The 26,269-nt window shown below is 63.6% G+C and carries 23 protein-coding genes and 1 riboswitch; of the genes, 8 read left to right on the top strand and 15 right to left on the bottom strand.

Going from position 1 to position 26,269, the window contains the following annotated elements; translation table 11 throughout:
• Positions 1 to 77 precede the first annotated feature (77 nt).
• The 3 genes from AB4Y77_RS07340 to AB4Y77_RS07330 all read right to left on the bottom strand — a co-directional run bounded on the left by AB4Y77_RS07340 (position 78) and on the right by AB4Y77_RS07330 (position 3,577).
• Complete coding sequence (locus AB4Y77_RS07340) at positions 78 to 1,040, bottom strand: GNAT family N-acetyltransferase (protein WP_442013433.1); 963 nt, start codon at positions 1,038 to 1,040, stop codon at positions 78 to 80.
• A 2-nt stretch (positions 1,041 to 1,042) separates the two neighbouring features.
• Positions 1,043 to 2,428 (bottom strand): glycine--tRNA ligase, encoded by a 1,386-nt coding sequence (locus AB4Y77_RS07335; RefSeq protein WP_311214363.1) that lies wholly within the window; start codon positions 2,426 to 2,428, stop codon positions 1,043 to 1,045.
• A 144-nt stretch (positions 2,429 to 2,572) separates the two neighbouring features.
• Positions 2,573 to 3,577 (bottom strand): DMT family transporter, encoded by a 1,005-nt coding sequence (locus tag AB4Y77_RS07330; protein ID WP_311214362.1) that lies wholly within the window; start codon positions 3,575 to 3,577, stop codon positions 2,573 to 2,575.
• 23 nt (positions 3,578 to 3,600) lie between these two features.
• Between AB4Y77_RS07330 and AB4Y77_RS07325 the strand changes: the two genes are divergently transcribed.
• Complete coding sequence (locus tag AB4Y77_RS07325) at positions 3,601 to 3,828, top strand: RNA-binding S4 domain-containing protein (RefSeq protein ID WP_311214361.1); 228 nt, start codon at positions 3,601 to 3,603, stop codon at positions 3,826 to 3,828.
• Between the two features lie 25 nt (positions 3,829 to 3,853).
• On the opposite strand, the gene AB4Y77_RS07320 is transcribed toward AB4Y77_RS07325, so the two are convergent.
• Positions 3,854 to 4,504, bottom strand: a complete 651-nt coding sequence (locus AB4Y77_RS07320) for an alpha/beta hydrolase (RefSeq protein ID WP_311214360.1) — start codon at positions 4,502 to 4,504, stop codon at positions 3,854 to 3,856.
• Positions 4,505 to 4,574: 70 nt separating this feature from the next.
• Between AB4Y77_RS07320 and AB4Y77_RS07315 the strand changes: the two genes are divergently transcribed.
• From AB4Y77_RS07315 to AB4Y77_RS07305, 3 genes are all read left to right on the top strand, one after another.
• The gene (locus AB4Y77_RS07315; RefSeq protein ID WP_311214359.1) at positions 4,575 to 5,417 is read left to right on the top strand and encodes an SGNH/GDSL hydrolase family protein; all 843 of its coding nucleotides are present in this window, start codon (positions 4,575 to 4,577) and stop codon (positions 5,415 to 5,417) included.
• A gap of 46 nt (positions 5,418 to 5,463) precedes the next feature.
• Positions 5,464 to 6,624 carry a winged helix DNA-binding domain-containing protein gene (locus AB4Y77_RS07310; protein WP_311214358.1) on the top strand — a complete coding sequence of 387 codons (1,161 nt, stop codon included), beginning with the start codon at positions 5,464 to 5,466 and terminating at the stop codon, positions 6,622 to 6,624.
• 75 nt (positions 6,625 to 6,699) lie between these two features.
• Entirely contained in the window at positions 6,700 to 7,197 is a 498-nt protein-coding gene (locus AB4Y77_RS07305; protein WP_311214357.1) for a hypothetical protein, read from the top strand.
• A 22-nt stretch (positions 7,198 to 7,219) separates the two neighbouring features.
• On the opposite strand, the gene metX is transcribed toward AB4Y77_RS07305, so the two are convergent.
• Together metX and AB4Y77_RS07295 are read right to left on the bottom strand one after the other, a co-directional pair.
• Entirely contained in the window at positions 7,220 to 8,341 is a 1,122-nt protein-coding gene (metX, locus tag AB4Y77_RS07300; RefSeq protein ID WP_311214356.1) for a homoserine O-acetyltransferase MetX, read from the bottom strand.
• Positions 8,342 to 8,356: 15 nt separating this feature from the next.
• Positions 8,357 to 8,473: riboswitch (SAM riboswitch) on the bottom strand.
• Positions 8,474 to 8,657: 184 nt separating this feature from the next.
• Entirely contained in the window at positions 8,658 to 9,998 is a 1,341-nt protein-coding gene (locus AB4Y77_RS07295; RefSeq protein WP_311214371.1) for a bifunctional o-acetylhomoserine/o-acetylserine sulfhydrylase, read from the bottom strand.
• 201 nt (positions 9,999 to 10,199) lie between these two features.
• Between AB4Y77_RS07295 and AB4Y77_RS07290 the strand changes: the two genes are divergently transcribed.
• Positions 10,200 to 10,838, top strand: coding sequence for a VOC family protein (locus AB4Y77_RS07290; protein ID WP_089594306.1), 639 nt, complete (start codon positions 10,200 to 10,202; stop codon positions 10,836 to 10,838).
• Positions 10,839 to 10,977: 139 nt separating this feature from the next.
• On the opposite strand, the gene AB4Y77_RS07285 is transcribed toward AB4Y77_RS07290, so the two are convergent.
• Positions 10,978 to 11,751, bottom strand: a complete 774-nt coding sequence (locus tag AB4Y77_RS07285) for a CPBP family intramembrane glutamic endopeptidase (protein WP_311214355.1) — start codon at positions 11,749 to 11,751, stop codon at positions 10,978 to 10,980.
• Between the two features lie 62 nt (positions 11,752 to 11,813).
• Between AB4Y77_RS07285 and AB4Y77_RS07280 the strand changes: the two genes are divergently transcribed.
• Complete coding sequence (locus AB4Y77_RS07280) at positions 11,814 to 12,494, top strand: histidine phosphatase family protein (RefSeq protein WP_442013432.1); 681 nt, start codon at positions 11,814 to 11,816, stop codon at positions 12,492 to 12,494.
• Positions 12,495 to 12,518: 24 nt separating this feature from the next.
• On the opposite strand, the gene AB4Y77_RS07275 is transcribed toward AB4Y77_RS07280, so the two are convergent.
• From AB4Y77_RS07275 to AB4Y77_RS07255, 5 genes are read right to left on the bottom strand one after another with little or no spacing between them, the layout of a single operon-like run.
• Positions 12,519 to 13,310: a DeoR/GlpR family DNA-binding transcription regulator gene (locus tag AB4Y77_RS07275; protein ID WP_089594303.1), complete on the bottom strand. Its 792-nt coding sequence runs from the start codon at positions 13,308 to 13,310 to the stop codon at positions 12,519 to 12,521.
• 24 nt (positions 13,311 to 13,334) lie between these two features.
• Positions 13,335 to 14,189: a class II fructose-bisphosphate aldolase gene (locus tag AB4Y77_RS07270; protein ID WP_311214353.1), complete on the bottom strand. Its 855-nt coding sequence runs from the start codon at positions 14,187 to 14,189 to the stop codon at positions 13,335 to 13,337.
• Complete coding sequence (locus AB4Y77_RS07265; protein ID WP_442013431.1) at positions 14,171 to 15,139, bottom strand: 1-phosphofructokinase family hexose kinase; 969 nt, start codon at positions 15,137 to 15,139, stop codon at positions 14,171 to 14,173. The genes AB4Y77_RS07270 and AB4Y77_RS07265 overlap by 19 nt, the downstream gene beginning before the upstream one ends.
• Positions 15,136 to 16,071, bottom strand: coding sequence for an ROK family protein (locus AB4Y77_RS07260; RefSeq protein ID WP_311214351.1), 936 nt, complete (start codon positions 16,069 to 16,071; stop codon positions 15,136 to 15,138). Before AB4Y77_RS07260 ends, AB4Y77_RS07265 begins: the two co-directional genes overlap by 4 nt.
• 9 nt (positions 16,072 to 16,080) lie before the next feature.
• The gene (locus AB4Y77_RS07255) at positions 16,081 to 16,998 is read right to left on the bottom strand and encodes an SIS domain-containing protein (protein ID WP_442013430.1); all 918 of its coding nucleotides are present in this window, start codon (positions 16,996 to 16,998) and stop codon (positions 16,081 to 16,083) included.
• A 274-nt stretch (positions 16,999 to 17,272) separates the two neighbouring features.
• On the opposite strand from AB4Y77_RS07255, the gene AB4Y77_RS07250 reads away from it, so the two are divergent.
• Complete coding sequence (locus AB4Y77_RS07250; RefSeq protein ID WP_442013429.1) at positions 17,273 to 21,670, top strand: endo-alpha-N-acetylgalactosaminidase family protein; 4,398 nt, start codon at positions 17,273 to 17,275, stop codon at positions 21,668 to 21,670.
• Between the two features lie 65 nt (positions 21,671 to 21,735).
• Here AB4Y77_RS07250 and hutI read toward each other — a convergent pair whose 3' ends face one another.
• Together hutI and AB4Y77_RS07240 are read right to left on the bottom strand one after the other, a co-directional pair.
• Positions 21,736 to 22,974 carry an imidazolonepropionase gene (gene hutI / locus AB4Y77_RS07245; protein WP_442013428.1) on the bottom strand — a complete coding sequence of 413 codons (1,239 nt, stop codon included), beginning with the start codon at positions 22,972 to 22,974 and terminating at the stop codon, positions 21,736 to 21,738.
• 11 nt (positions 22,975 to 22,985) lie between these two features.
• Entirely contained in the window at positions 22,986 to 24,083 is a 1,098-nt protein-coding gene (locus AB4Y77_RS07240) for an NAD(P)/FAD-dependent oxidoreductase (RefSeq protein ID WP_442013427.1), read from the bottom strand.
• A gap of 133 nt (positions 24,084 to 24,216) precedes the next feature.
• Here AB4Y77_RS07240 and AB4Y77_RS07235 point away from each other — a divergent pair, with 133 nt between their 5' ends.
• The gene (locus AB4Y77_RS07235) at positions 24,217 to 24,933 is read left to right on the top strand and encodes an AAA family ATPase (RefSeq protein ID WP_442013426.1); all 717 of its coding nucleotides are present in this window, start codon (positions 24,217 to 24,219) and stop codon (positions 24,931 to 24,933) included.
• Positions 24,934 to 25,043: 110 nt separating this feature from the next.
• On the opposite strand, the gene AB4Y77_RS07230 is transcribed toward AB4Y77_RS07235, so the two are convergent.
• Positions 25,044 to 26,237: a glycine C-acetyltransferase gene (locus AB4Y77_RS07230; RefSeq protein WP_442013425.1), complete on the bottom strand. Its 1,194-nt coding sequence runs from the start codon at positions 26,235 to 26,237 to the stop codon at positions 25,044 to 25,046.
• Between the last annotated feature and the right edge of the window lie 32 nt (positions 26,238 to 26,269).

Raw genomic sequence — 26,269 nt, 5'->3', positions numbered from 1 at the left:
GAGTTCGGCCTTAAAGCAAAAGATCCCGTGCAGCCCGCAGGAAGCAGGCAGCACGGGAACCCGCGTGTAAATACTGGTCAGTCGCTGACGATCAAGGTATCCGCGCCGCGCACGTGGGCCTTGCCCGATTCCAGCAGCGGCCCCAGGACCGTCCGGAGCGCCGTCATGGATTCGTCCACTTCCAGCAATACCGGGTGCTGGTAAGCGATGAGCGCCAAGAGATCACGCACAGCCGCCGATGCATCGTCGGCAGACAGTTGGGGGTCATGCCCCAGGAAGACATCCGACGGTTCATCGGAGTTGCCCTGGGCGTAGCTGATGGCGAAGGCCTGGATCTTGCCCTTGCGGGTCGCTGGAACGCCTTGGCCAAAAGCACTGGCCTTGGGGGCACGCAGCACGATCGCGCCGTGGGCTCCAGTCTGGTCATGCAGGAACAAGCGCTGTACTGTGGCGATGCTGAGCTCCCCCGGGCTGTCCCAGTGGTGGACGTGCGAGTAGTACTTGCCCACAACGTCGCTCAACTCAACCGAACCCGTAGCCAAGTCCTCCACGCGCTCGGACGCGGCTTCCTCCGAGCCGTCACCGAACCGCGGCAAGGACAGTGGTTCCGGCTCCACCACCACCAGTTGCGACCGCTGGATGGGCGCGAGTCCCGCCGCCGCAGCGAAGGCCGCACCGGCGGTGTCCGGCTCCACCTTGCTGCGCAGCTTGGAAACGCCCGACGGCGAGTTCCCGGCTTCACGCCGAAGCATGGTCAGCAGGGTGGCGCCTACGCCTTCACGGCGGTGGTCCCTGGCAACCTCGATATACGTCCAGAGTCGTTCGGGGTGCAGGGATGCCTCGTGAACCACGCCGGCGGCTACAGGGATCCGTACCCCGTCCACCACATCTTCGGCCACGATGCAGCGGCGCCAAGGTTGGTTGCTGGACGGCGCCAGGGCCGCACGGAACTGCTCAGCGGGAAGGGTCTCCGGGCCGCCCCAGATTTCCAGGAGGGCGAGGTCGTCGCCCTCCTTCCATTCGCGGTACTCCAAAGCCATGGCTAGGCGCCGATCAGGCGTGCTGCAAGGTAGCCCTCAACCTTGTCCAGGGACACGCGTTCCTGGCTCATGGTGTCGCGTTCACGGATGGTGACAGCCTGGTCTTCCAGGGTGTCGAAGTCCACGGTGATGCAGAACGGGGTACCGATTTCATCCTGGCGACGGTAGCGGCGGCCGATCGCACCGGCGTCGTCGAAGTCGATGTTCCAGTTCTTGCGCAGCTGGGCGCCCAGCGCCTTGGCCTTCGGGGACAGGTCCTCGTTGCGGCTCAGCGGCAGCACGGCAGCCTTGACCGGGGCCAGGCGCGGATCCAACTTCAGGACGGTACGGACGTCGACGCCGCCCTTGGCGTTGGGTGCCTCATCTTCGGTGTAGGCGTCGATCAGGAAGGCCATGAAGGAGCGGGTCAGGCCTGCGGCAGGCTCGATCACGTACGGGGTGTAGCGCTCGTTGGTGGCTTGATTGAAGTAGCTCAGGTCCGTGCCGGATGCCTTGGCGTGCGTTGAGAGGTCAAAGTCGGTGCGGTTGGCGACGCCTTCGAGCTCGCCCCACTCGGAGCCCTGGAAACCGAAGCGGTACTCGATGTCCGTGGTGCCCTTGGAGTAGTGGCTGAGCTTCTCCAACGGGTGTTCGAAGAAGCGGAGGTTGTCCTCGCGGATGCCAAGGTCCGTGTACCAGGACATGCGTTCCTTCATCCAGTACTGGTGCCACTCTTCGTCCGTACCGGGCTCGACGAAGAATTCCATCTCCATCTGCTCGAATTCGCGGGTACGGAAAATGAAGTTGCCCGGCGTGATTTCGTTACGGAAGGACTTGCCGATCTGGCCAATGCCGAACGGCGGCTTCTTGCGGGACGTGGTGAGCACGTTGTTGAAGTTCACGAAGATGCCCTGGGCGGTCTCCGGACGCAGGTAGTGCATGCCTTCGTCGCTGGCCACCGGGCCGAGGAAGGTCTTCAAGAGGCCGGAGAATTCCTGCGGCTCGGTCCACTCGCCACGGGTGCCACAGTTGGCGCACGCGATGTCCTTCAGGCCGTTTTCTGCCGGGCGGCCCTTCTTTTCCTCATACTCTTCTTCGAGGTGGTCGGCGCGGTAGCGCTTGTGGCAGGAGAGGCACTCAACCAGGGGGTCGGAGAAAACGTCCACGTGGCCGGATGCTTCCCATACCTGCCGGGGAAGGATCACGGAGGAGTCCAGGCCTACAACGTCCTCACGGCCACGGACCATGCTCTGCCACCACTGGCGCTTGATGTTTTCCTTCAGTTCAGCACCAAGGGGGCCGTAGTCCCACGCAGATCGGGAGCCACCATAGATTTCACCGGCCTGGAAGACAAAGCCCCTCCGCTTGGAGAGGGAAATGACCTGGTCAAGGACGGATTTTGCTGCCATGGGTAACTCCATTTGTTCTACAGGGCCGCTGGGTGCGGTCCGCGGTGGTCTGCCCCGGATTCCGGACGAGGTTGTCCGGCGGGGTGTTGGGGGAAAGTTTGCTGCAAGTACCCGAAGATACCTGAAAGTCCTGCGACTCCTACCCTACCGGCCTTTGGCCGGGCCTCTCCGTGCAAAGGCGCCTTTGGGCCACGGCAGCGTTGCCACAATGATCGCGGCCAGCGTCAGGACCGTACCCAGCACCGTGGGCAAGGCGACCACCGCACCGGGACTGGGGATCACGACGTCGAGCACCAACGAGCCCACCAGTTGCCCGGCGATCATGCCCAAACCGGTGATCAGCACGCCGAGGCTCCTGACCAGGAGGGCCGCCAGGCCGATGAAGAGGCAGCCCATGGGACCGCCAAGGTAGTACCACCACTCGGCAGGCAGCGGATTACCGGGTCCGGCGACGGCAAGCTTGATGAGCCACGCGATCCACAGAATGGCTGAACCGGCGATGAAATTGACCAGGGTGGCGGCAATGGGCGTTCCGTAATGAACTGTGGCGGTTCCGTTCATGGCCTGCTGGAAGCTCATGAAGAACCCGGCCGCGAGTGGCAGGAGGACCGGAAGGACCAGCGAGGCTATGTCCGCGTCCCCGCCGAACCGCGGCGAAACGGCCCAGGCCACCGCAGCCACTGTCAGGACACTGCCGATCACGCGCACTCCCGTGATGGCGCGCTTGCCTCCGGGGCCGATGCCCATTCGGTCCACGAGCAACCCACTCAGCGTTTGACCGGTGACAGCCGCGACTGTGAACAACGCAACACCCAGCAGGGCGACCGTGAACGACTGGGCAAAGACGAACAACGCGCCGATGGCACCGGCCATGACGTAAAAGCGGGGGAAGCTGCGGTTCCGGACAGCGGGGATGATGCGCTGCAGGCCCGCCCTTCCCCGTGGCGTGGCAAGGGAGATCGCACTGATGAGCAGGAGCCCTGTGGTGAAGCTCACCACTGATGCGGCGATGCCGTCGTCCAATTTCGCGCCAAGGGCCCCGTTGATCCTCGCTTGAAGCGGGATGACCAAGCCTGTTGCTACGGCAATAGGGAGGCCAATGGCGAGCGGAAGGGTGGGACGGGGAGAAGGCTGCGGCACTGTCACCACACTACTTCAGGCATCATTGCTGTATGAGCACTCCGGAAATTGAAGAAATCCCCATCCGCGACGACATGATCCGCCTTGGCCAACTGCTGAAGCTTGCCAACCTCGTGGAGGACGGTGTGGAGGCTACGGAGCTCATCAAAAGCGGCTTGGTCAAGGTCAACGGTGAGATCGACGACCGCCGCGGCCGCCAGCTCCATGTAGGCGACACCGTGACGGTCAACGGCCGGACGGTCCGGATCGCCGCCGCCTGACGCCCCGGGTTTTTCAGTCAGTCAGTCAGTCAGTCAGGACTTTGTGGGTCAGGAACTCGCCCACGTGGCCGATCTCCTGCTGGTTGATGCCATGCCACATTCCTGTGTAAAGCACCTTGGTCAGGTCAACGTGCTTGCGCACCCACCCCATGGTGTAGTCGATCTTGTCCTGGGTGATCACGGGATCCTGCTGGTCCCGGCCCCAGAACAGGGGCACGGACCCGTCCAGTTCGTGGTCCCGGAAGGCGGCGTCAGCACCGGCGTCGATCACAAAGCCTGAAAGCCCGACGACGGCAGCAAAGTCTGCGGGACGGTAGCGGAGCATGGTGGTCGCCATGGCCATGCCCATGGAGAAGCCAAGCAAGGTGACCGAGGAGTGGTTGGCCTTGACCGTATCCAGCCACTCAAGGGCGTACTCGGCCGCGAGTTTCACGGCGTCCAAGGAGTAGTCGATCGATGCCGTGAGCGGGAACCATGTGAAGCCGGGCCCCATGGGCATCGGCGCGCGAAGGGCCGCCACCACAAATCCGTCAGGCAACAACCCGGCCAGGCTGAAGAGGTCGTCCTCATTGGACCCATACCCATGCAGCAGGACCAGGAGCGGCTTGCCGGCACGCTCGGCTTCGTCATGGGACCACAGGACAACGGGCGCGGGGAATACGGGGGCTTCAGTCATGGTTCCATTGTTGCAGTTACCCACAAGTAACAACCTACGGTGGCGTAGGTTCGCCGCGAGGGGGCAGGATATGAGCGTGAGTGAGAACAATCAGTTGTTGAAACCCGGCGATCCTGTGCAAAGACACCCGTGGACCCGTTATGTGGCACTGGGTGATTCCTTCACTGAGGGCATCGGCGACCCCGAGCCCCAGAACCCCGGCGGTCACCGTGGTTGGGCAGATCGGGTGGCCGAGGAGTTGGGCCGCGGCCAGTCTGACTTTGCCTATGCCAACCTTGCCATCCGTGGCAGGTTGTTGCAGCAGATCATCGATGAACAAGTAGGCCAGTGCTTGGAACTGCAGCCTGACCTCGTGTCCATCTCGGCCGGCGGCAACGACCTCATCCGGCCCGGCGGCGACCCCGATCTGCTGGCCGAGAAACTCGATACCGCAGTGGGAGAGCTGAGCTCGGGTGGAGCCACAGTGGTGCTGTTCAACGGCCCGGACACCGCCACGTCGGTGCTGGGACGCATCCGTGGGAAAGTGGCCATCTACAACGAGAACCTCAGGACTGTGGCTGCCCGCCATGACGCCGTGATAGCGGACATGTGGTCATTGCGGCAGCTGGCAGATCACCAAATGTGGGATGTTGACCGCCTGCACTTCTCACCCTTGGGACACCACACCATCGCCATGATGGTCCTGGACTCCCTGAACATCCAGCACACCCTTGAACCCTTGATGCCCAAGCCGCTGCCGCCGCGGACGTGGCGCGAGGCCCGCTCCTCGGACCTTGTCTGGGCACGCGAATACTTTGTCCCGTGGGTCATCCGACGGCTCCGGCACCAGTCATCCGGTGACGGCATCACCCCCAAGCGTCCGACGCCGGGCCCAGTCTTCGGCCCGAGCGGCACCTTGCTTCCGCGGCGCTAGGGCGATGTTCAGGTGATGGTGCCAGCAGGGTTCCTTGGGGGCAGCCGTGACGGATAACGCGTCCCCCTTCGCGGAGAATGTCCGGCGCCTGCGCCTGCGAAGGCAGCAACTGCGGGCCCCTTCCTCCGGGACCGCCGGAGACGTGGTCCGCAACCTGCTGGCAGTCCAGTCCCAGGAATTTCCCTATGCGCGATGGACCCTTGCACAAAGGACATCCGCCTCCACTTCCTCCGAGGTGGAACAGGCCGTTGCCGATGGAACCATACTGCGGACGCACATCCTGCGGCCCACGTGGCATTTTGTGCACCGGGACGACCTCGGCTGGCTGATGGGGCTCTCCGCGGACCGGCTGCACCAGGGAAACAAAGGCATGTACCGCCAAACAGGGGTGGACGAAGAAACATCGGCACTCAGTGGCCGGATCCTGGCTTCAGCCGTAGCCGACGGCGCCCACAAGACGCGCGAAGAACTGGCTGAGGTCCTGGGACAGGCCGGCTTACCCAGCAAAGGCCTGGGATTTATCTACCACCTCATGCACGCCGAGGTCAGTCGCGTCCTGGTGAGCGGCTCCCCCATCCGCTCTGCCGGTGGCGCCCTGAAGCAGACATACGCCCTTTTCGAGGAGCGGGTGCCAGGTTTCGTTCGTACGCCGTTGACCGGGGCGGACCGTGAAGAGGCCCTGGGCACGTTGGCGCTCCGGTACTTCTGCAGCCGCGGACCCGCCACCATCAAAGACTGCGCCGTGTGGTCAGGACTGACCATGAAGGACGTAAAGCTGGGGCTCCAGGTGGCTGAGGAACTGTCGCCGGGCGCTGTGGCTTCGGTCATCATGGACGGCTTGGAGTTTTATCTGGCTTCGGAAGATGTCGGCGAGCTCACCAAAGCCGGTGGCCCTCCGCGTCTTCATGACGCAGGGCTCCCCCGCGTCGACCTCATCCAGTGCTATGACGAATACGTTATGGGCTATTCGCAGTCCCGGCACTACTTGGGCGGGACTGCACCCTACTTCCCCGAGGACAACGGGCCCATGCACGTGGTCCTGCTGGATGGCAGGTTGGCCGGATGGTGGCGCCATGGATTCTCCGGTGGAGCCTGCCAACTGGATGTCCGCACGAACCGGCCAACAAGCCCTCCCGAACAGATGGCCCTGGACGTCGAAGTGGAACGCTATGGGCAGTTCCTGGGCATGGAGGCCAAGCTCCTCTGAAGCGCTCACTGCAGGCGCCGGAGTTCACGCCGCACGACCGGGCTAAGCTGGGATAAGACCTAGGAGGCCTGCACTGTGAACAATCTGATCTTCTGGATCATCGTCTGCTCGTGGCTGATTCCGCTCGGGATCCGCATGTACAACCGATCCCGCGCGCGCCGGATCCAGAACGGAACCTTCCGCGGCCCCGGCTATCCCCCGCAGCAGAACCTGCCCGGCCCTGGCTATCCGGCGCAGAATTACCCGCCGCAGAACTACCCTGCGCAGGATTACCGGGGACAGGACCAGCCTGGACAGGGTTACCCGAGTCAGGGTTACCCCGGGCAGAACTACCCCTCGCAGGGCTACCCGGGCTACCCATCCGGGCCCACCGTCATCCGCCCTGTGGATGACGAACCGCAGTCCGGGCCGCCGTCGAACTCTTCATCCCCCACGCCTTTCCCGGCCAACAACGGATCTGAGCCGCAAGGCTACCGCGCCCGCAAGCTGGCAGAACTGGACGCAAAGTTCAGCAACGGGGAGATCGCCATGGAGGATTACATGAAGCAGCGCGGCGACATCATGAACGGCTGACGCCGTTGAACGAACGTGGCGCTTAGGCGAAAAACGCGTCCTGGAGCTGGGCTGAGAGCTGGCCGATTTCCGTCAGGAACCCGTCGTGGCCGATCGGCGCCTCAATGACGTGGACCGGAACATCACCCGGCAGGGCTGCCGCCAATTCCCGGGATTGGGCCGGGAAATACAAGCGGTCGCTGTCCACCGCTGCCACGAAGAACTCCGCAGTGGCGCGTGACAATGCTGCCTCCAGCGATCCACGGCCGCGTGCGACGTCGTGGGACATCAGGGCTTCGGTGATGGCGATATAGCTGTTGGCATCAAATCGTCGGACGAGCTTTGTTCCCTGGTGGTCCAGGTAGCTCTCCACCTGATAGCGGCCACGCTCCCCCAGGACCGCAGCGGCCAGTGGTGTCTCCTGGTGCTGGGCTTCCCGGCCAAAGCGGAAATCCAATTCCAGCGCCGAGCGGTAGGTGATGTGGGCGATGCGCCGGGCCAGGGCGAGTCCGTGTTCGGGGGCCGTGCCACCGTAGTAATCGCCGTTGTTGAAGTTCGGGTCCTGACGAATGGCCAGGGTTTGGGCCTGTGCAAAGGCGATCTGCTCGGCCGTGCTGTAGGCACCCACGGATATCACGGCGCAGCGTTTCACCCGCTCCGGGAAAGTCGCTGCCCATTCCAAGGCGCGGGCGCCGCCCATCGACCCGCCCAACACTGCGTGCCAGGCCTCGATTCCCAGGGCTTCGGCCAGGCGCGCCTCAGCCTCGGTGCTGTCGCGCAGGGTGACCAAGGGGAACCGCGAGCCCCAAGGACGGCCATCCGGCGCCTCCGAGGACGGTCCGGTGCTGCCGTAGCAGCCGCCCACGATGTTGATGGAGATGACAAAGAACCTGTTGGTGTCGATGGTGGCACCGGGGCCTACCAGCTGCTCCCACCATCCCTCTTCGTCCGTGGCTCCCCGGGCAACGTGCGTGCTCCCTGTGAGGGCATGCTGGATGAGCACGGCATTGGAGGCATCGGCGTTCAGCTGCCCCCAGGTCTCATAAGCGAGGACGACGTCGGGAAGGAATCCGCCGGCTTCAAGGTCCAGCGACCCAATGGCGGCGTACTTGACGGTGCCGTCTTCTTCTCCGGATTTTGGAAGGGCTGTAGCAGTAATGGTCATTCCTTTGACACCTTAACCTCGCGCTTGCCCGTCGCCTTGCGTGCGAACAGGCCAGGTCTTCACCCGGGGCACCCCACCGCGGAGGAGGGTTGCCGGCCAGCAAGCCGGGGCTATGTGCTGGCACTCATGACCTAATACGAAGAGTCTAGGAAATACAGGGCGGTTATGGCGAAGAATGTGACATCAGTGTGACGGTTTAGGGCGTTTTCGTTCAGGAAGCAGCACTCCGGAATGCCACCCGGCGAATAATCGTCGGTCCGGGTGGCATCCAGGAACAGTGCCAGGTGCGGTCGGGCCGCTGCTTTCGGGGCTGGGTTCAGGCTCCCTTGGCGGCCCGGAACCCGGCTTCGAGGTCGGCGATGATGTCATCCACGTGCTCAATCCCCACGGACAAACGCACCAGGCCGGGGTTCACGCCGGCCACCAACTGCTGTTCAACCGTCAGCTGGCTGTGCGTAGTGGACGCCGGGTGGATGACCAGCGAGCGGACATCGCCGATGTTGGCAACATGCGAGTGCAGTTCCAGTCCGTCCACGAAGCGCTTGCCCGCTTCAACGCCGCCCTTGATGTTGAAGGCAACAATGGCGCCGGTGCCCTGTGGACCGTACTTCCGGCCACGGTCGTACCACGGGCTGGACGGCAGGCCGGCATAGGCGACCGATTCGACGTCGTCGTGGGCTTCCAGCCACTCGGCCACCTTGGTGGCGTTGGCTACGTGACGTTCGACGCGCAAGCTCAACGTCTCCAGCCCCTGGGCGATCAGGAAAGCATTGAACGGGGACACAGCGGAGCCGAGGTCGCGAAGAAGCTGGACCCGCGCCTTCAGGACGTAGGAAAGATTGGCGCCGAGCGCACCGTCCTTGCCAAGATCGCGGGCGTACACCAGGCCGTTGTAGCTCGGGTCAGGGGTATTGAAACCCGGGAAGCGTTCCGGGTCCTGGCCGAAGTCGAAGTTGCCGGAGTCCACAATCACGCCGGCAATGGCAGACCCATGCCCGCCAAGGTACTTGGTGGCAGAGTGGACCACGATGTCGGCGCCCCACTCGATGGGACGGATGAGGTAGGGAGTGGACAGTGTGTTGTCCACGATAAGTGGCACACCGGCCTCGTGGGCAGTGCGGGCGACGCCCTCGATGTCCAGTACGTCCTGGCGCGGGTTGGAAACTACCTCGCCGAAAAACAGCTTGGTGTTCGGCTGGACGGCGTCCCGCCACTGGTCCAGATTGTCCGGGTCTTCCACGAATGTCACCGAGATGCCGAACTTCTTCAGGGTGTGCGCCAGCAGGTTGTAGGTACCGCCGTACAGGCTGGGGCTCGCCACGATGTGGTCGCCGGCCTCCGCGATGTTGAGGATCGCGAAGGTCTCCGCGGCCTGGCCAGAGCTCAGCAGGAGGGCACCCAAGCCGCCTTCCAGGCTCGCGACCCGCTGCTCCACGGCATCCTGCGTCGGGTTGCCGATCCGGGTGTAGATGGGCGCGAGCTCGGCCAGGGCGAACCGGTTGGCTGCGCTCTCGGCACTGGGGAACACGAAGGACGTGGTCTGGTAGATCGGCAGTGCCCGGGCTCCGGTGGCAGAGTCAGGCTCCTGACCTGCGTGGATCTGGCGGGTTTCGAAAGACCATCCTTGGGACATGGAGTTCTCCTGTTCGTGGCGCATGGATTCTGTGGAAACGTGCTGCATGTGAGCTGGGGCCAGTCTAGGAAGTGTCCGGAGGCTTAGACAGCTTTGTGACGCCGGTGGAATCTTTCGGACTTTCAGCGTCCCTGCATGACGCCACACGGCACCGGTTATACACATCCCACCTTAGTTAGGCTTGACTTAGCTGAGACCCCGATCACAAAGTGCCAAGATGAAGCCATGCGCATGGATCACGTCTCTTACGCCTGTGAACGAGATGGCCTTTTGGCCACTACCGAACGAATTTCCGCGGCACTGGGAGTGGACGCTGTCCGGGGCGGAGTGCACCCGCGCTTCGGCACCCGGAACATGATCATTCCCCTTGCGGATAACAAGTACCTGGAAGTGGTGGAGGTCCTGGACCACCCCGCTTCCGACAAAGCACCCTTTGGCCAAGCAGTTCGTGCCCGCTCTGCCGCCGGTGGTGGCTGGATGGGCTGGTGCGTCGCTGTTGACGACCTGGCACCGTTCGAGGACCGCCTTGGCCGCTCAGCTGTTCCGGGCAACCGCAAGTTCCCTGACGGCCGCGAACTGGTGTGGCAGCAGATCGGTATCCTGGGCTTGATCGCAGATCCCCAGGTCCCGTACCTGCTCAAGTGGGAGGGCGACCCTTCACTCCACCCGTCCAGGATCTATGAAAGCGACGTCAAGATGTCCAGCCTCACCATTGCGGGCTCGGCGGAACGTGTCACCGAATGGCTCGGAGAGCCGGTGGAAAAGCCGCTTGAGGACGTCGCTGTCCAGTGGATGGCACCGCACGGCACTCCGGGAATCATGTCAGTAACTTTCGAAACCGCCTCAGGAGCCGTCACCATCTGACCATCCCGTCCATCCGGGCAAGTCCCGGCACCGGTCACCACTGTCCGGTAAAACTTCGGCCGCCATCAGCGGGTGCCAATGACGTCACCCACCGATGGCGGCCGGATATTTTTAAGCGCCCGTTGCCGTTGACGGCCGGCTACCCCAGTCCCATCGCCTTGCCGAACAGGCTGAAGCCGACGAACGCCACGATGTCCAGCAACGCGTGGGCAATCACCAAGGGCATGACCCGCTTGGTCTTGGTATAGATCCAGGCGAACACCAAACCCATGACCACGTTGCCGATGAACGGCCCAAAGCCCTGGTACAGGTGGTAACTCCCCCGCAGGACGGCGCTGACCAGAATGGCCACAGGCATGCTCCAACCGAACTTGCCGAAACGGTCCATGAGGTACCCCACCACGATCACTTCTTCCACGATCGCGTGCCGCATGGCCGAGAGGATGAGCACCGGCACGGTCCACCAGTAGGCGTCCAGGCCGCTGGGGACAATCGCCGTGGTGATGCCGAGGGCCCGACCGGCTGCATAGAGTCCCAGTGAGGGAATTCCGATCAGGGCGGCAAGTCCCACACCGTGGAGCAGGTCCTTGCCCGGCCGGGCAAAGTTGAAGCCGAGCCGGGCGAACGCCGAGCCGTTGTCGCCTTCGCGGTTTGCCTGGAGATGCGAGGACAGGAAGTAGAACACCAGAGCCACAGGCACCAGGGCGAAGATGATGTCCAGCAGTTGGTAGGTGAGGTCAAAGTACTCGCGGGTGCTTTGGGACCGGTTCAAGGTGGAGGTGGCGTCGGCCAAGGGAGCCCGCGTCATCTTGTCCAGGAGTTGCACCACGGAATAAACGGCCGACTGGCCCAAGGACAGGCCCAGCACAATAAGTACTTCGGCGCGCAGCCGTCGGCGGGAAGCAAGGAACATGTACCTATCTTGCCCGCAGTTCCTGCCACTTTGCCGGGAACCGCGCACCTATGCTTGGTGGGATGGGTGCCCCAGCGAGAATTTTCATGATCCGGCACGGCCAGTCCGCCGCGAACGCCGACACGTCCATCTACAACCGTGTCCCGGACTACCGGATCCCATTGACGGACCTCGGTGTGGAGCAAGCCCGCGTTGCCGGTGAAGACCTTCGCCGCAAGCTCGACGGGCAACAAGTCTGCGTCTACGTTTCACCGTATTTGCGGGCGTACCAGACCTTGGAGGCGTTGAATCTGGGCTCGCTGATAGAACGGGTCATTGAGGAACCCCGGCTTCGTGAGCAGGACTGGGCCAACTTCCAGATTGCCGGGGAAATCGAGGATCAAAAGGAGCTCCGCAACCTCTATGGCCACTTCTTTTACCGGTTCCGCGAGGGTGAATCCGGTTCCGATGTGTACGACCGCGTGTCGTCTTTCATGGAGACGCTGTACCGCCACTGGCAAAAGCCCACGTATGCGCCGAACGCTCTCCTGGTGACGCACGGACTGACCATGCGCCTGTTCTGCATGCGCTGGTTCCATTGGACGGTTGAGTACTTCGAATCCCTCAACAACCCGGACAACGCTGAGTTGCGCACACTGATCAGGAACGACGACGGCCAATACAGCCTCGATTCACCGTTCAGCCAGTGGGTGCCCAGGGATGTTGACGATTCGGTGCTGCACGCGCCCAGGATGCGGTTCTAGCCGGCGCACCCAGCTTGCCGGTGGCTAGCCGGCTGATGCGACGATGACTTCGGTGCCCTTGGCTTCGAAGGCGGCCTTGTCCTCGGCGCTGATCCCGGCATCGGTGATCAGGTGCCTGAAGTCGTAACCGGCCATGGCAGCGAAGGAGCGGCGGCCCACTTTGGAGGAGTCAGCCACCACGTAGGACTCCGTGGCGCGGCGTGCCATCACTGTGTTGACCATGGCTTCGCCTTCGTCGGTGATGGTGGGACCGAGGTCCGGGTCCACGCCATTGACGCCGATGAACGCAATGTCCAAAGCTACTTTCTGCATGATGACGTCCGTGTAAGGGCCTACGAGCTCGTAGGAGCGCGGATTCAGGATGCCACCGGTGACCATGATCTTGATGTTGGGCCGTACTGCCAGTTGCGAGGCGATGTTGATGGCGTTGGTCACCACCGTCAGCGTGGGCCTGTTGGACGGGGCGTTGAGGTCTTCGCGGGTGGAGAGCAACTGGGCCAGAGCGGTGTTGGTGGTGCCACCGCTGAGGCCGATCACAGCACCGGGTCGGATCAGTGCGGACGCAGCCTGGGCAATGTCCTGCTTGGCCTGGGCGTGGTCGTCGCGGTTGTAGCGTCCCGGGAGGTCGTAGGCCACCGATCCTGTGGTGGCGCCACCCCGGGTCCGGCTGAGCAATCTCTGCTTGGCGAGGCTGTCCAGGTCCCGTCGGGCCGTGGCTGGTGACACACCCAGACGCGTCACGATGTCCTCGACTTCCACATGGCCGGACTCGGCCAGGAGATCGAGGATGGCGGTCAGCCGATCGGTGCGGGTCATGACGAGCCTTTCGCGGGTTCGGAGCTATTTCGCTTTGGCGAACAGCGTCAGCATACGTGCGGACTCCAGCACAAGGGCATCCCGGCCGGCCTTGATGTACTTCCGGGAATCCACCACTGCAGGGTTGGCATCGAGGTACTCACGGACGGCGCGGGTAAAGAACCCGTTCAAATGTGTGGATACGTTGATTTTAGTCATACCCGCGCCGATAGCGGCTACGAGCATCTCGTCTGTGACGCCTGAGGAGCCGTGCAGGACCAGCGGTTTTGCCACAGCGGTCTTCAGCCGGGTGATCAGGTGCAGGTCCAACGCAGCGCTTCGTTCCGTCATGGCGTGGGAGGAACCAACGGCCACGGCGAGCGCATCCACGCCAGTGGCTTCAACAAACTCCCGGGCCTCGGCAGGGTCGGTCCGGACGCCCGGGGCATGGGCGCCGTCCTTGCCTCCTACTTTGCCGAGCTCGGCCTCCACGTAAACACCGCGATGGTGGGCATAGGCGGCGACGCGTTGGGTGACTTCGACGTTCCACTCGTACGGCAGATGTGCACCGTCGTACATGACCGAGCCGAAGCCAAGGTCCACGGCAGCCAGAGCGAGGTCCTCGGACTCCGCGTGGTCCAGGTGGAGGGCGACCGGGACGGCGGCAGAGCGGGCGATCGCCAAGGCTGCTGACGCTATCGGTTCGAGCCCGCCGTGGTACTTGGCGCAGTTCTCGGAGATCTGCAGGATCAACGGAACACCGGCTGCTTCGGCGCCGGCCACCAGGCCCTCGGCTGTTTCGATGTGGATGATGTTGAACGCACCTTGGCCTGTGCCGGAGGCCGCGGCCTTGTCCATGAGTTCCCGCGTGTTGACCAGGGTCACCGGGTCTCCTTCCATGTCACGATCAGTTGGTCTTGAAGTTCCTGGTACCGCGGCGAAATTTCGCCGGCGGCCGGCATGAGGACGGCAGCGGCGGACCACGCGGTGGCCCGGCGGAGTATTTCGCGCGGTTCCGTGATGCCTTCGGCGAGTGCGACGGCGGCAGCCGCCACGCCGGCGTCGCCCGCTCCTGTGGGGTTGCCGCTCAGCGCCTCAGGCAGGCGCGCGCTCCAGTAGCCGCCGGGAGCGGCGTGATCGAAGGCGAGCATCCCGTCCGCACCGGCACTGACAAGAACGGTGCGGGCGCCCATCTCGATCAAAGAGAGGGCCGCAGCTTCCAGGCTGGACTCCCCTGTGGCCTCTGCGAGTTCGTGGTGGTTGGGCTTGAGGACGTCGGCACCCGCTTTGGCTGCGGCGATGATTCCGGGACCGGAGGTATCGATGATGGCCGGGATACCGGCGTCGTGGGCCAGGCGCACCAGTTCCGGATAGAAATCTGCTGGAGCACCCGGTGGCAGGCTTCCCGACCCGACCAGGACGGAGGCCGGCAAGTTTCGGTTTCCGCTGACGGCCTCGACCACGGCAATCCGGAGTGAGCGCCAGTCGTCCGGCAGGAGTGCCTGGCCTTCCTCGTTGAAGATGGACGTTTCGCCGGCGACCGTGTCCACCAAGGCGATGCTGCGGCGGGTCTCGGCGGCGACTCCCACCAGGGCGTGGGGAACGCCGCTGGTCCAGAGCTCAGCTGCAAGGGTCTGCCCCGCAGCGCCGCCGGTGGGTGCGATGGCCAGGACAGGGTAGCCCACCTGGTGCGTCACACGGGCAACGTTGATGCCCTTGCCGCCGGCCCGGCTTAAAGGCGTGGGCACACGGTGGCTGGCGCCCTCGGTGATTCCTTGCACGGTATAGGTCATGTCGATGGCCGGGTTGGCGGTGACGGTGATGATGCGGTTCACGTTGGCTCGCTTCATTGTGCTGCTCCCAGGAGTGCCCGTGCGTTCAAGGCCGCACCCAGCAGGCCGGCGTCTTGCCCGAGTTCGGCCCGAATCAGCTGTGGGCGCCGCTGGAAGTCGAGGATCCCGTCCACCTTGGCCCGGAGAGGCTCCAACAGTTCGTCACCGGCTTCAGCCAGGCCGCCGCCGATCACCACCGCTTCGGTTCCCATGATGTTGACGCACTGGCAGATGGTGAAGGCGAGGGCATCCACGGCATCGGCCCAGATGCGGGCGGCCAGTTCATCGCCGTCTCCGGCCCTGAGCAGGACACCGCGGGCACCGTTCACCCTGTTTCCGGACGCCCTGTAGTAGCGCTTGGCGATGGCACCGGCCGAACCGACTGATTCGAGGATGATGGAGCCCGTGGAGCCAGGCCCGGCGTCGGGGTCCGGGACCTGGGCATGGCCAAGCTCACCGGCGAAGCCGCCTGCTGTGACCGCCTTGCCACCGGAGAAAACGGCTGCGGCGATGCCGGTCCCCACCACCATCACTACAACGTCCTTGAACTCTTTGGATCCACCAAAGGTGTGTTCTACGGCCGCAGCAGACCGGACATCGTGATCAAACGCCACCGGGATTCCCAGCCGCTTTTCGGCTTCTGCCGTGAACGGGAAATTGCGCCAGCCGAGATTGGCCGAGTAGACACCGATGCCGGCCACGGAGTCCACGATGCCCGGGACGATGATGCCGGCCGCTTTGGCGGTGGCCTCCGGAAATTCGGTCGACAGTTCGATTTTAAGCTCGGCCAGCCTGTCCAGGATCGCTTCCCCGGGACGTGCAGGATCCAAGGGCGTAGGGACGCGGCGCATGCCCAGGACATTCCCCCGGGCATCCACCAAGCCGGCCTTGATGTCAGTCCCGCCAACGTCGAAGGAGAGGACCGGTGATTCTGCGGCTCCAAGAACCATGACGGGTGCCTAGGCGGAGGCGTCGAGAATGACGGAGCGCGTCAGGTTGCGGGGCAGATCGGGATTCAGGCCACGGACGCGCGCACGCTCCAGGGTGACCTTGTGAACCCTGGCCAACTCAGCCAACGGGTGCTTGTCGGTGTGGATGTAGAGGGCGCCGGTCACGGCCATGTCGGCGTCCAGCCCTTCAGGCTGCGCACCGAACAACCAGGTGACCCGGCCCGGTGCCGCGATGGAGATGGGCCCGTGCCGGTATTCCATGGCGGGATAGGACTCGGTCCAGCCCTGTACAGCCTCGCGCATTTTCAGGCCTGCCTCGTGGGCCAGCCCAACCGTCCATCCAGTGCCGAGGAAGGTGAACTGCTCGGCGTCCAGGAGTTCCTGCGGGACCGGCGCGCCCACGGCGTCGCGGGCATCATCGATAGCCTGCTGCACGTCAATGCCAAGGCTGGTCAGCAGGTAAACCAGCGCTGTGGTGGCAAACCGGGTCTGCACCACCGAACGCTCATCGGCGTACTGCAGTCCGATCACGGCATCTGCCAGTTCGATGATCGGGGATGTGGTGTCGCCGATGATCGCCACGGTGGGGACGATCCCCTGAAGCTCGGCCAGGATCTCAAGTACCTCAGTGGTGGTGCCTGACCGCGTAATGGCCACAACGGCGTCGTACTGGCGATCGGCGCTGTTGCTGTTGAGGAAAGCCTCGGAAGCGGCGAAGGCATCGGTGACGCCCTTCCCTGCGGCTTCGCGGGCGGCAGCGTAGCTCTGGGCCATGAACCAGGACGTCCCGCAACCGATCACGGCGATGCGCTTTCCGTCAGCCGGAAGCAAGTCCTCGGCACGAGCTTGCTGCACAGCCCGCTGCCATACGTCGGGCTGGGAAACCAGCTCTTCCTCCATGAAGGCGCCCAGTGTGTTCTCGCTCATCGTGTGTTCCGCTCCCGCTCAGCTTAATGACGTTTTCTGATCTATAGAAACACTAAACGATCATTTTCGATCTCACAAGGATCATCCGCAGGGGAAGTCCGATCATTAAGTGCGCACGGCCGGAATAGGCGGCGGACCGCGGAAAGCGTGTGCTGGGATGTGCATTTAAGTTAACCGCCTGTTAACTCTTGTCAACTTCTGTCCTATGCAGCAGTCTTAGACCGTCCGCAAGAACATGATCGTTACTCGCTCGGAAAAATCAAGAAGGAGCATAATGCCCGGCTTGTCATCCCCCAGACGCCTCGCATCGCTGAGTTTGGCCTGCGTCGTCGCCTCATCCTCACTCGGACTGCTGGCAGTACAACCTGCCACCGCAGCCCCATCCTCACCTTTCGCTCCGCAAGCAGACATTGTCAGTGCTGCCGAGGCTGCCACCATCACCTCCGGCCAGCTCGCAGTTGATGTCTCCACCACCTTCCCGCAGGTTCTCGGCTACACCGATGCCGCCACGAAGGCGCGGTTGGACGGCACCGTCACCCGGCTCAGCACCATCACCCTCAATGGCGTGGAATACACGGTGACCGGTTCCTCCACAAGATCCGGAAACGACGCACGGGAGTATGTGCTGACCGTTCCGGAATTCGGCAACACCATTATTAAGGCCCGGCTCTCGGTCAAGAAGAACATGGTCTCCTTCAATGTCACGGAGATCAAGGACTCCGCTGATCATCAGGTCAAAACCCTGCAACTCCCCCGCCTGAACCTGGTGACGGTCGGATCCACCCAGCCCGGGGCCCAGGTTTCCACTGCGAACCTGTCCGTGGACCGGAGCGTCACCGGTGACGAGTTCATGCCCATCACCGCTTCCACTCCCCTGGACGCCACCGCCAAGAGCTCCGCCTACGCCCTGGCAAATACCGCCGCTTTGGGCGCCGCTGTGGAATCCAACGCCTTGTACGACACGTCGTCTGGACCGGGCGCGAAGGACCGCGGGCGCTTCTGGCGGCAAGCCGTCAGCGACGGAGCCGGCGGCGTCTCCATGGGTGTCGCCAGTGGCCAATGGCTGTACCGCGCAGAAGGCTCCGCAACCACCGAGGAACTTCCGTGGACTCGCGTGGCCATCACCGCTGACGCCAATGCCGACGGCGGTGTGGACTGGCAGGACGCGGCGATCGCCATGAGGTCCATCCAGGTCAGCGCCAACAAGGCTGAACAAACCCCTGACAACGTGATCACGCACATCCCGTTCAACTTTGCTTCGCAGGCAACCCACCCGTTCCTGAGGACTCTGGATGACGTCAAGCGCATCGCGCTGGCCACCGACGGACTGGGGCAGGTGGCCATGCTCAAGGGCTACACCAGCGAGGGGCACGACTCCGCCAACACGGACTACGGCAACAACTTCAACGCCCGCGCAGGCGGACTGGAAGACCTCAACAAGCTGGTGAAAGAGGGCAAGGACTGGAACGCCAGCTTCGGCGTCCACATCAACGCCACGGAAATCTACCCTGAAGCCAAATCCTTCAGCGAGGACCTGTTGCGCGCGGACAAGGGCCTGGGGTGGAACTGGCTGGACCAGTCGTACTACATGAACCAGCGCGAGGACATCAATTCCGGCAAACTCGCCCAGCGCATCAAGGAACTACGCGAAGCTACGGACAAGAACCTGGACTTCGTGTACGTGGACGTCTACTACGAATTCGGCTGGCTCGCCGAGCGCCTGCAGCAGGAACTGGTCAAGAACGGTTTCCGGGTGGGCTCTGAATGGGCTGACCACCTTTCCCGGAACAACACCTGGTCCCACTGGGCCAACGATGAAAAGTACGGGGGCTCCACCAACAAGGGCATCAACTCGCAGATCCTGCGCTTCATCAACAACACCCAGTCAGACGTCTGGAACCCCGATCCCAAGCTTGGCGTCAGCCACATTGTGGAGTTCGAAGGCTGGACCGGGCAGAACGACTTCAATGCGTTCAGCGAGAACGTGTGGACGGCCAACGTGCCGGCCAAATTCCTGCAGCACCACCAGATCACCAAGTGGACGGCTGACCGGATCGACCTCGCAGATGGCGTGGTCGTCACCGGAAACACGGCAGCAGAACGCAACATCACCGTAGGAGGCGCCTCCGTCCTGCAGGGTGGAACCTACTTGCTCCCGTGGTCCTCCAAGGAAAACGGCACGGCAGACAAGCTCTACCACTACAACCCTGCCGGTGGTGCCAGCACCTGGACCCTCACCAAGGAGTTCGCCACGTCCGGCTCGCTTGAACTCTTCAAACTGACGGACAACGGACGCGTGAAGGTGGCCGATGTGCCCGTGGTCAACGGACAGGTCACCGTCACGGCCGACGCCAAACAGCCCTACGTCCTGGCTCCGAAGAACAGCAAATCTGAGCTGCCCAAGAAGGCCGACTTCGGCGAAGGCACTGCCTTCAATGATCCCGGCTTCAATAGTGCAGATCTCTCCCCGTGGACCCCCACGGGCACCGTCACCCAGGTCCGCGATGACAAGGGCCGCCGCTACGCAGAGATGGGGGCAACGCCGTCGTCGATCAGCCAGGAAGTAAAGCTGGACGCCGGAACCCAGTCCGTGAGCGCCTGGGTGGAAATCCAGCCCGGCAAGACCCGACCCACCACGCTGTCCGTGGACATCAACGGCAAGAGCGAAAGCGTCACCATTGATTCGTCCAACGCAGAGAACTTCGTAGCCGGGGACGAGAAACACGGGACAGCCTTCCAGCGCATCCGCGTCCTGGTGGACGTTCCCCACAAGAACACCAAGGCCAAGGTCACCGTCACAGCGGCCGACGGCGATGCCACGGTACGCGTCGATGACTTCCGGGCGGTGAAAACCGCCAGGGTGGCCACCACCGGCGTGCTCAGCGAAGACTTCGAAAACGTGGACCAAGGCTGGGGACCCTTTGTGAAGGGTGATGCCGGCGGCTCCACGGACCCGCGCACCCACATCACCGAACGCAACGAACCCTTCACTCAAAAGGGCTGGCACACCAACGTGATCGACGAAGTACTGGACGGAACGTGGTCGCTGATCGCGCACGATGAAAATCGCGCACCCGACGGCGGACCGGGCATGGTGTACCGGACCACGGAGGCAACAGTTCACTTCCAGGCGGGCCACAAATACAAGGTTTCCTTCGACTACCAAAACTCCAAGGACGGCCAATACGCCTGGGTTTCCGGCTACGACTCGCAGGCCGGTCCCGCAGTGACAGGCAGCCAGGCGATCGATGCCGCGACGTCCACCACACGCTTCGAGCAGACCCTGGATACCGGCTTCTGCGGAGACTACTTTGTGGGACTGCAGCGCACGGGCAGTGCAAATGGTTCTGACTTCACCCTGGACAACTTCCTGGTGGAGGATCTCGGCGCTTCCGAATCCGTCCCGGCCTGCGCGCAACTCTCGGCGTCGCTCCAGGGCGACGTGGTCCAGCAGGGCAAGGCCCAGGACTTCGTTACCACTTTTGTTTCCGACGAACCGGCCGCCATCAATGACCTGACCGTGTCGCTTGACCTTGCCGAGGGGTGGACGGCTACACCTTCCACGCCCGCAACGGCCTCGACGCTGCCAGCCGGCGGCACCTTGACCACCACCTGGAAGGTCACCGCCCCCGCTTCGGCTGACGGCGACTACCCCATCACGGCGACGGCTTCCTACAGCACCACTTCTTCACCCGCAGGCAGCCGAACCATCAGCACCACCACGGCCGTCCGGACGCTGCCCAAGCCTCCGCAGTCCACCGTGTTCGCCAGCGACCACCCGTGGGTCAGCGCCACCAATGGCTGGGGTCCTGTGGAAAAGGACCAGTCCAATGGAGGAACCGGGGCCGGTGACGGCACTCCGCTCACACTGAACGGAACTGTCTACGCCAAGGGCTTGGGAGCCCACGCCAACGGTACCGTCCGCTACTACCTGGGCGGCTACTGCACCGCCTTCACCGCGACCGTGGGCATAGACGACGCCCAACCGACGCGGGGAAGCGTGAAGTTCTCCGTGGTGGCTGACGGCACCACCAAGGTGACTACACCGGTTCTGGGCGCTGCGAGCGCTCCCCTGCCACTTACGGTGGACGTCACCGGCGCCCAGTACGTGGAACTGGTGGCCAACGATGCCGGCGATTCCAACGGCAACGACCACGCGGACTGGGCCGATGCCAAGTTCACCTGTTCCACCACCTCGCAGGAGCCGCCGGCACCCGTCCTGTCGGGCACCGTGTTCGCCTCCGACCTGCCCTGGATCGGCAGCACCAACGGTTGGGGACCTGCAGAACGGGACCGGGCCAACGGTGAGCAGAACGCCGGTGACGGGCCCGCACTGCGGCTGGACGGCGTCGTGTACTCCAAGGGCATCGGCGTCCATGCCGACTCCAAGATCAGCATCGCCACCGAGGCCAAGTGCAACGCTTTCACTGCCATGGCGGGAGTGGACGACGCCAAGCTCACCAAGGGCCTCCACGGTTCCGTGGTGTTCATTGTCAAGGGTGATGGGCGCGAACTACTGCGGACCCCCGTCCTGAGCGCCGACTCCGCCGCACTCCCCCTCACCGTGGACATCACCGGTGTCCGCAACGTCGAGCTGATCGCTGACAAGAACGGCGACGACGCCGGCGACGACTGGGGCGACTGGGCCGACGCGAAGTTCAGCTGCGCGTAGTCCTTCATCCCCCACAAACAGGGGCGGTGTTCCTACCGGAACACCGCCCCTGTTTTGTGCTTTTGTCAGACAGCCCGGACCCCGGCCCGCCACACCGAGTGCGTCAGCGGGATCCCCGGTCGGTAAGCCAGGTGTGTGGCCGACGGTGCCTTGAGCAGGTGCAGGTCTGCCCGATGTCCGACGGCGAGCGAACCCACCGCCCGTTCGCCGTCGACGTCGTTCCCTGACTCCCGGCCCAGCGCCAAGGCGCCGCCGTACGTCGCCGCCCGGACGGCTTCGTGGACGCTCAAGTGCATTTGCAGCACAGCAGTGGTGACGCAGAAGGCCATGGAGCTGGTGTACGAGGTCCCTGGATTGCAGTTGGCGGCCAGGGCGATCTGGACACCGGCGTCGATCAATTCACGGCCTGGTGCCAAGGGTTGACGGGTGGAGAGGTCGCAGGCGGGAAGGCAGGTGGCCACCGTGCCTCTGGTGCCCATTCCGGTGGCCGGATCCCAGTCGGCCCAGGTTCCTGCGAGGTCCCGGATGTCCGGGTCCGACAAGTAGTTAACGTGGTCGACGCTCGCTGCGGCGAACTCTACGGCCAGGGCAACACCTGGGCCCTCGCCCAACTGGTTGCCGTGGACCCTCAGGCCCAGGCCGGCGGCACGCGCTGCAGTGAGGACCCGACGGGACTGGTCCTCCGTGAACGCGCCCCGCTCGCAGAAGACATCAGCCCAGCGGACGTACGGGAGGACGGCGTCGAGCATGGGGCCGCAGACCAGGTCGGTGTATTCTTCCGGATCTGAGCCGCTGGGGACCAAGTGCGCGCCCAGATAGGTGACCTCGTCCACTTCCGCTGCGGCGATGCGGGCGCTGCGGGCCTCGTTCTCCACGTCCAGGCCGTAGCCGGTCTTGCTCTCCAAGTATGTGGTCCCCTGTGAGACTGCCTCAGCCACGCGGTCACGGACCAGGTGGGTCAGTTGGTCGTCGCTGACGCTGCGGGTGGCGCCTGTGGTGACAGCGATACCTCCAGCGCTGTAGCTTTCACCGGCCATGCGGGCCTCGAACTCAGCGGTGCGATCCCCGGCGAAAACAAGATGGGAATGCGAGTCCACCCAGCCCGGCAGGACTGCACGGCCTTCGGCGTCGACCATTTGGTCAGCAGCAGGAGCATCTTTGGCAGCGCCGATCCATGAAATCCGTTCGCCTTCGATCACGATGGCGGCATCCTTCAGCACCCGATGCTCCAGGTCCTGGGTCATCAGTTCGCCGATGTTGGTGATGACCGTGCTGACGCTGTTCCCGTTCCTGATTCCGCTCATGACCCTATTGTTCAGCGCCGGATGGACCAACGCACGGCCGCCAACTGCTCCGCTGTCCGGGATTCCGGACTGTCGTCCTGTACGTCGCCGAGGATCAGTGCTGCGGCCAGCTCCGCAATGGCGGACGATGTCTGGAAGCCATAGCCACCTTGCCCGGCGAGCCAGAAGAAGCCGGGTGCTTCAGCGTCGAATCCCACCACTGGAATCCCGTCTGCAGCTTCTGTCCGTAGGCCGGTCCACGCCCGGTCCACTGAGTGGATTCCCAAGGACGTCACGGTGTTGAGTTTGCTGATCAAGGCCTCCACATCACCTGCGTAGGGCTTGGCGTCCTCGGCTCCGCTCGGCACGGATTCCGACGGCGAAATCAGCACCTGGTTGCCCTCGGCGCGGAAATAGAATGTGTCGTCAGCGGCGCACACCATGGGTGTTTCCGGCGTCAAAGGGTTCTCAACGTTCACGATCGCAGCGGTCCGACGGTACGGCTGCAGTCCCAGCTTCTCCACCCCGCTGATGACGGCCAGCTCATCTGCCCAAGCACCAGCGGCGTTGACCACGACGCCGGACTGGAACCCTTCGGTTCCCGCGCCCACCTGCCAGCCGCTCCCCAATCGCTGGGCGGAGTGGACCTTGGCTCCGGTGATGATGTCCACGCCCGCAGCTTCCGCTGTGCGGCGGTGTTCCTCAAGCAGGAGCGGAGCGTTGCAGCCAAAGGAGCCGTTATCCAGTCCTGCCGCGGTGAATGAGTCGGGGTCGAGCACCGGGCAAAGTCGCATCGCTTCGTCGTGGGTGATGGCATGCATGTTGCCGCTGGCCTCGGCGTGTACTGTTTCTGCGTCACCCACCAGCATGAAACCGCGTGGCGTGAGGATGGGTTCGGCCGCCTGGGAATCCCGGGCTGCCAACATCTTCAGGGTTCGAATGGTCAGATCCTGCACCACTGCCGGACCGTAACTGGGGATAAGTTGCCGGGCGGAACGCGACGACGTGTGGAAGGCCAAGGACTGCTCGGCCTCAACAAGGGCAACCGTGCACTTGCCCGCGAGAGCCGCCGCCAAGGACAGGCCACCAATGCCGCCGCCTACGATTACCACGTCATAATTCGAAGCCATGGCTCCATCCTGACAGAACCGATGCTCTCTCACATCCCGCGCCCTCCAACGAAACCATCTCTCACATCCCGCGTTCGTGATCTGCGCCGGTCCCGGCGGCCTCAACGTCGGCCAGGGCTGCAACAATGACGGCATGCACCGCAACCATCCCATTCGGCGGGTGACAGAAGATCCCGCCAACGCACTGGACCGCCAACAGTGGCCTGCCAGCCTGCCCCCGGTAACGCAGCTTCTGGAACAAGGTCTGGACCTGACTCCCGCAACCATCCTCGTGGGCGAAAACGGTTCTGGTAAGTCAACAGTGGTGGAGGCCATCGCCTTGGCCTACGGTTTGTCGCCGGAGGGCGGCTCAACGGGAGCCCGCCACACCACAAGGTCCACGGAATCCGAACTGGGCAACCACCTGCAACTCATCCGCAACGCCGGCAGCAGCAGACGGGGATACTTTCTCCGTGCTGAGACCATGCATGGTTTTTTCACCTATCTGGAGAAGAACCCCAGCACGTTCGGCGACCTGCCCTTCCACGACATGTCCCATGGCGAATCGTTCCTTGAGCTCGCTGTTGACCGGTTCCGCGGGCCCGGATTATGGGTATTGGATGAGCCGGAATCAGCGTTGTCCTTCAATGGCTGCCTCAGCTTGCTGTCAGTTCTCAAGGAGTTGCTGGTTGGAGGCAAGTCCCAAGTCATCATGTCTACGCACTCGCCTCTGCTAGCCGCACTTCCGGGTGCTCAAATACTTGAAGTCGGGCAATGGGGCTTACGCCCCAGGCAATGGGCCGACCTGGACCTGACCACCAACTGGCGATCATTCCTGGATGCCCCCGAACGATATCTTCGGCACCTATAGGCCGATGCTCTCCCACTTTCTTGAAGAAAGTGAGAGAGCATCGGCCCCAAACCCAAGGGATGTGAGAGACCGTCGGCCCCAAACCCGAGGGATGTGAGAGAGGGTTGGTCTTAGGCGACCGCGGCGCGACTCTTGACGAAAGCCTGAACGCACGCTTCGACGTCGTCCGCGCTGTGCGCAGCGGAGAGCTGTACGCGGATCCGGGCCACGCCCTTCGGCACTACCGGGAAGCTGAAGGCCGTGACGAAAACGCCGTTGTTGAGCATTTCGTCGGCGACCTTGGCCGCAACCACGGCATCACCGAACATGACGGGGATGATGGCGTGCTCGCCGTCGAGGAGTTCGAAGCCTTCCTCGCTCATGCGGCGGCGGAACAGTGCTGCGTTCTCGAACAGTCGGGTACGGAGTTCGCCGGATTCCTGGACCAGTTCGATCGCCTTGATGGTGGCCGCAACGATGGCCGGGGCGAGGGAGTTGGAGAACAGGTACGGGCGAGCCTTCTGGCGGAGCATCGCCACAATCTCGCCGCGGCCGGAAACGTAACCGCCCGACGCACCGCCGAGGGCTTTACCGAACGTGCCGGTGTAGATGTCCACACGCTCGGAGACACCGGCGTGCTCCGGAGTGCCGGCGCCGGTGGGTCCCATGAAGCCGACGGCGTGGGAGTCGTCCACCATGACCAGGGCGTCGTGCTTCTCAGCGAGGTCGCAAATGGCCTCAAGCGGCGCAAGGAACCCGTCCATGGAGAACACGCCGTCCGTGACGATGATCTTCCGGCGGGACCCCTCGGCCTCCACCAGCTTTGCTTCGAGGTCCGCCATGTCCTGGTTGGCGTAGCGGAAGCGCTTGGCTTTGCTCAGGCGGATGCCGTCAATGATGGACGCGTGGTTCAGGGAGTCCGAGATGATGGCGTCTTCGGGGCCAAAGAGTGATTCGAACACGCCGCCGTTGGCGTCGAAGCAGCTGGAGAACAGAATGGTGTCCTCGGTCCCCAGGAACGTGGAAACGCGTGCCTCGAGTTCCAGGTGCAGGTCCTGGGTTCCGCAGATGAAGCGCACGGACGCCATACCGAACCCGCGCTCGTCCATGGCGTACTTCGCGGCGGCAATGATGTCCGGGTGGTCAGCCAGGCCCAGGTAGTTGTTGGCGCAGAAGTTCAGGACTTTGTTGGCGGGCTGGCCGAGCTGGCCTGCGGCGATGTGGCTGGCCTGCGGCGAGTCGATGTGGCGTTCGGTCTTGAAGAGGCCGGCGCTGCGGATCTCGTCCAGTTCGCCTTGCAGCTGGTCTTTGATGGCTGAGTACATAAGGGGTGCTCCTAAAGTTGTGGGGGCCGGGT

The organism is Paenarthrobacter sp. YAF11_1 (genome assembly GCF_052113445.1).
Lineage (GTDB): Bacteria > Actinomycetota > Actinomycetes > Actinomycetales > Micrococcaceae > Arthrobacter.
Note: the sequence above shows the minus strand (reverse complement) of the source record. Positions and strands in the feature narration are given on the sequence as shown.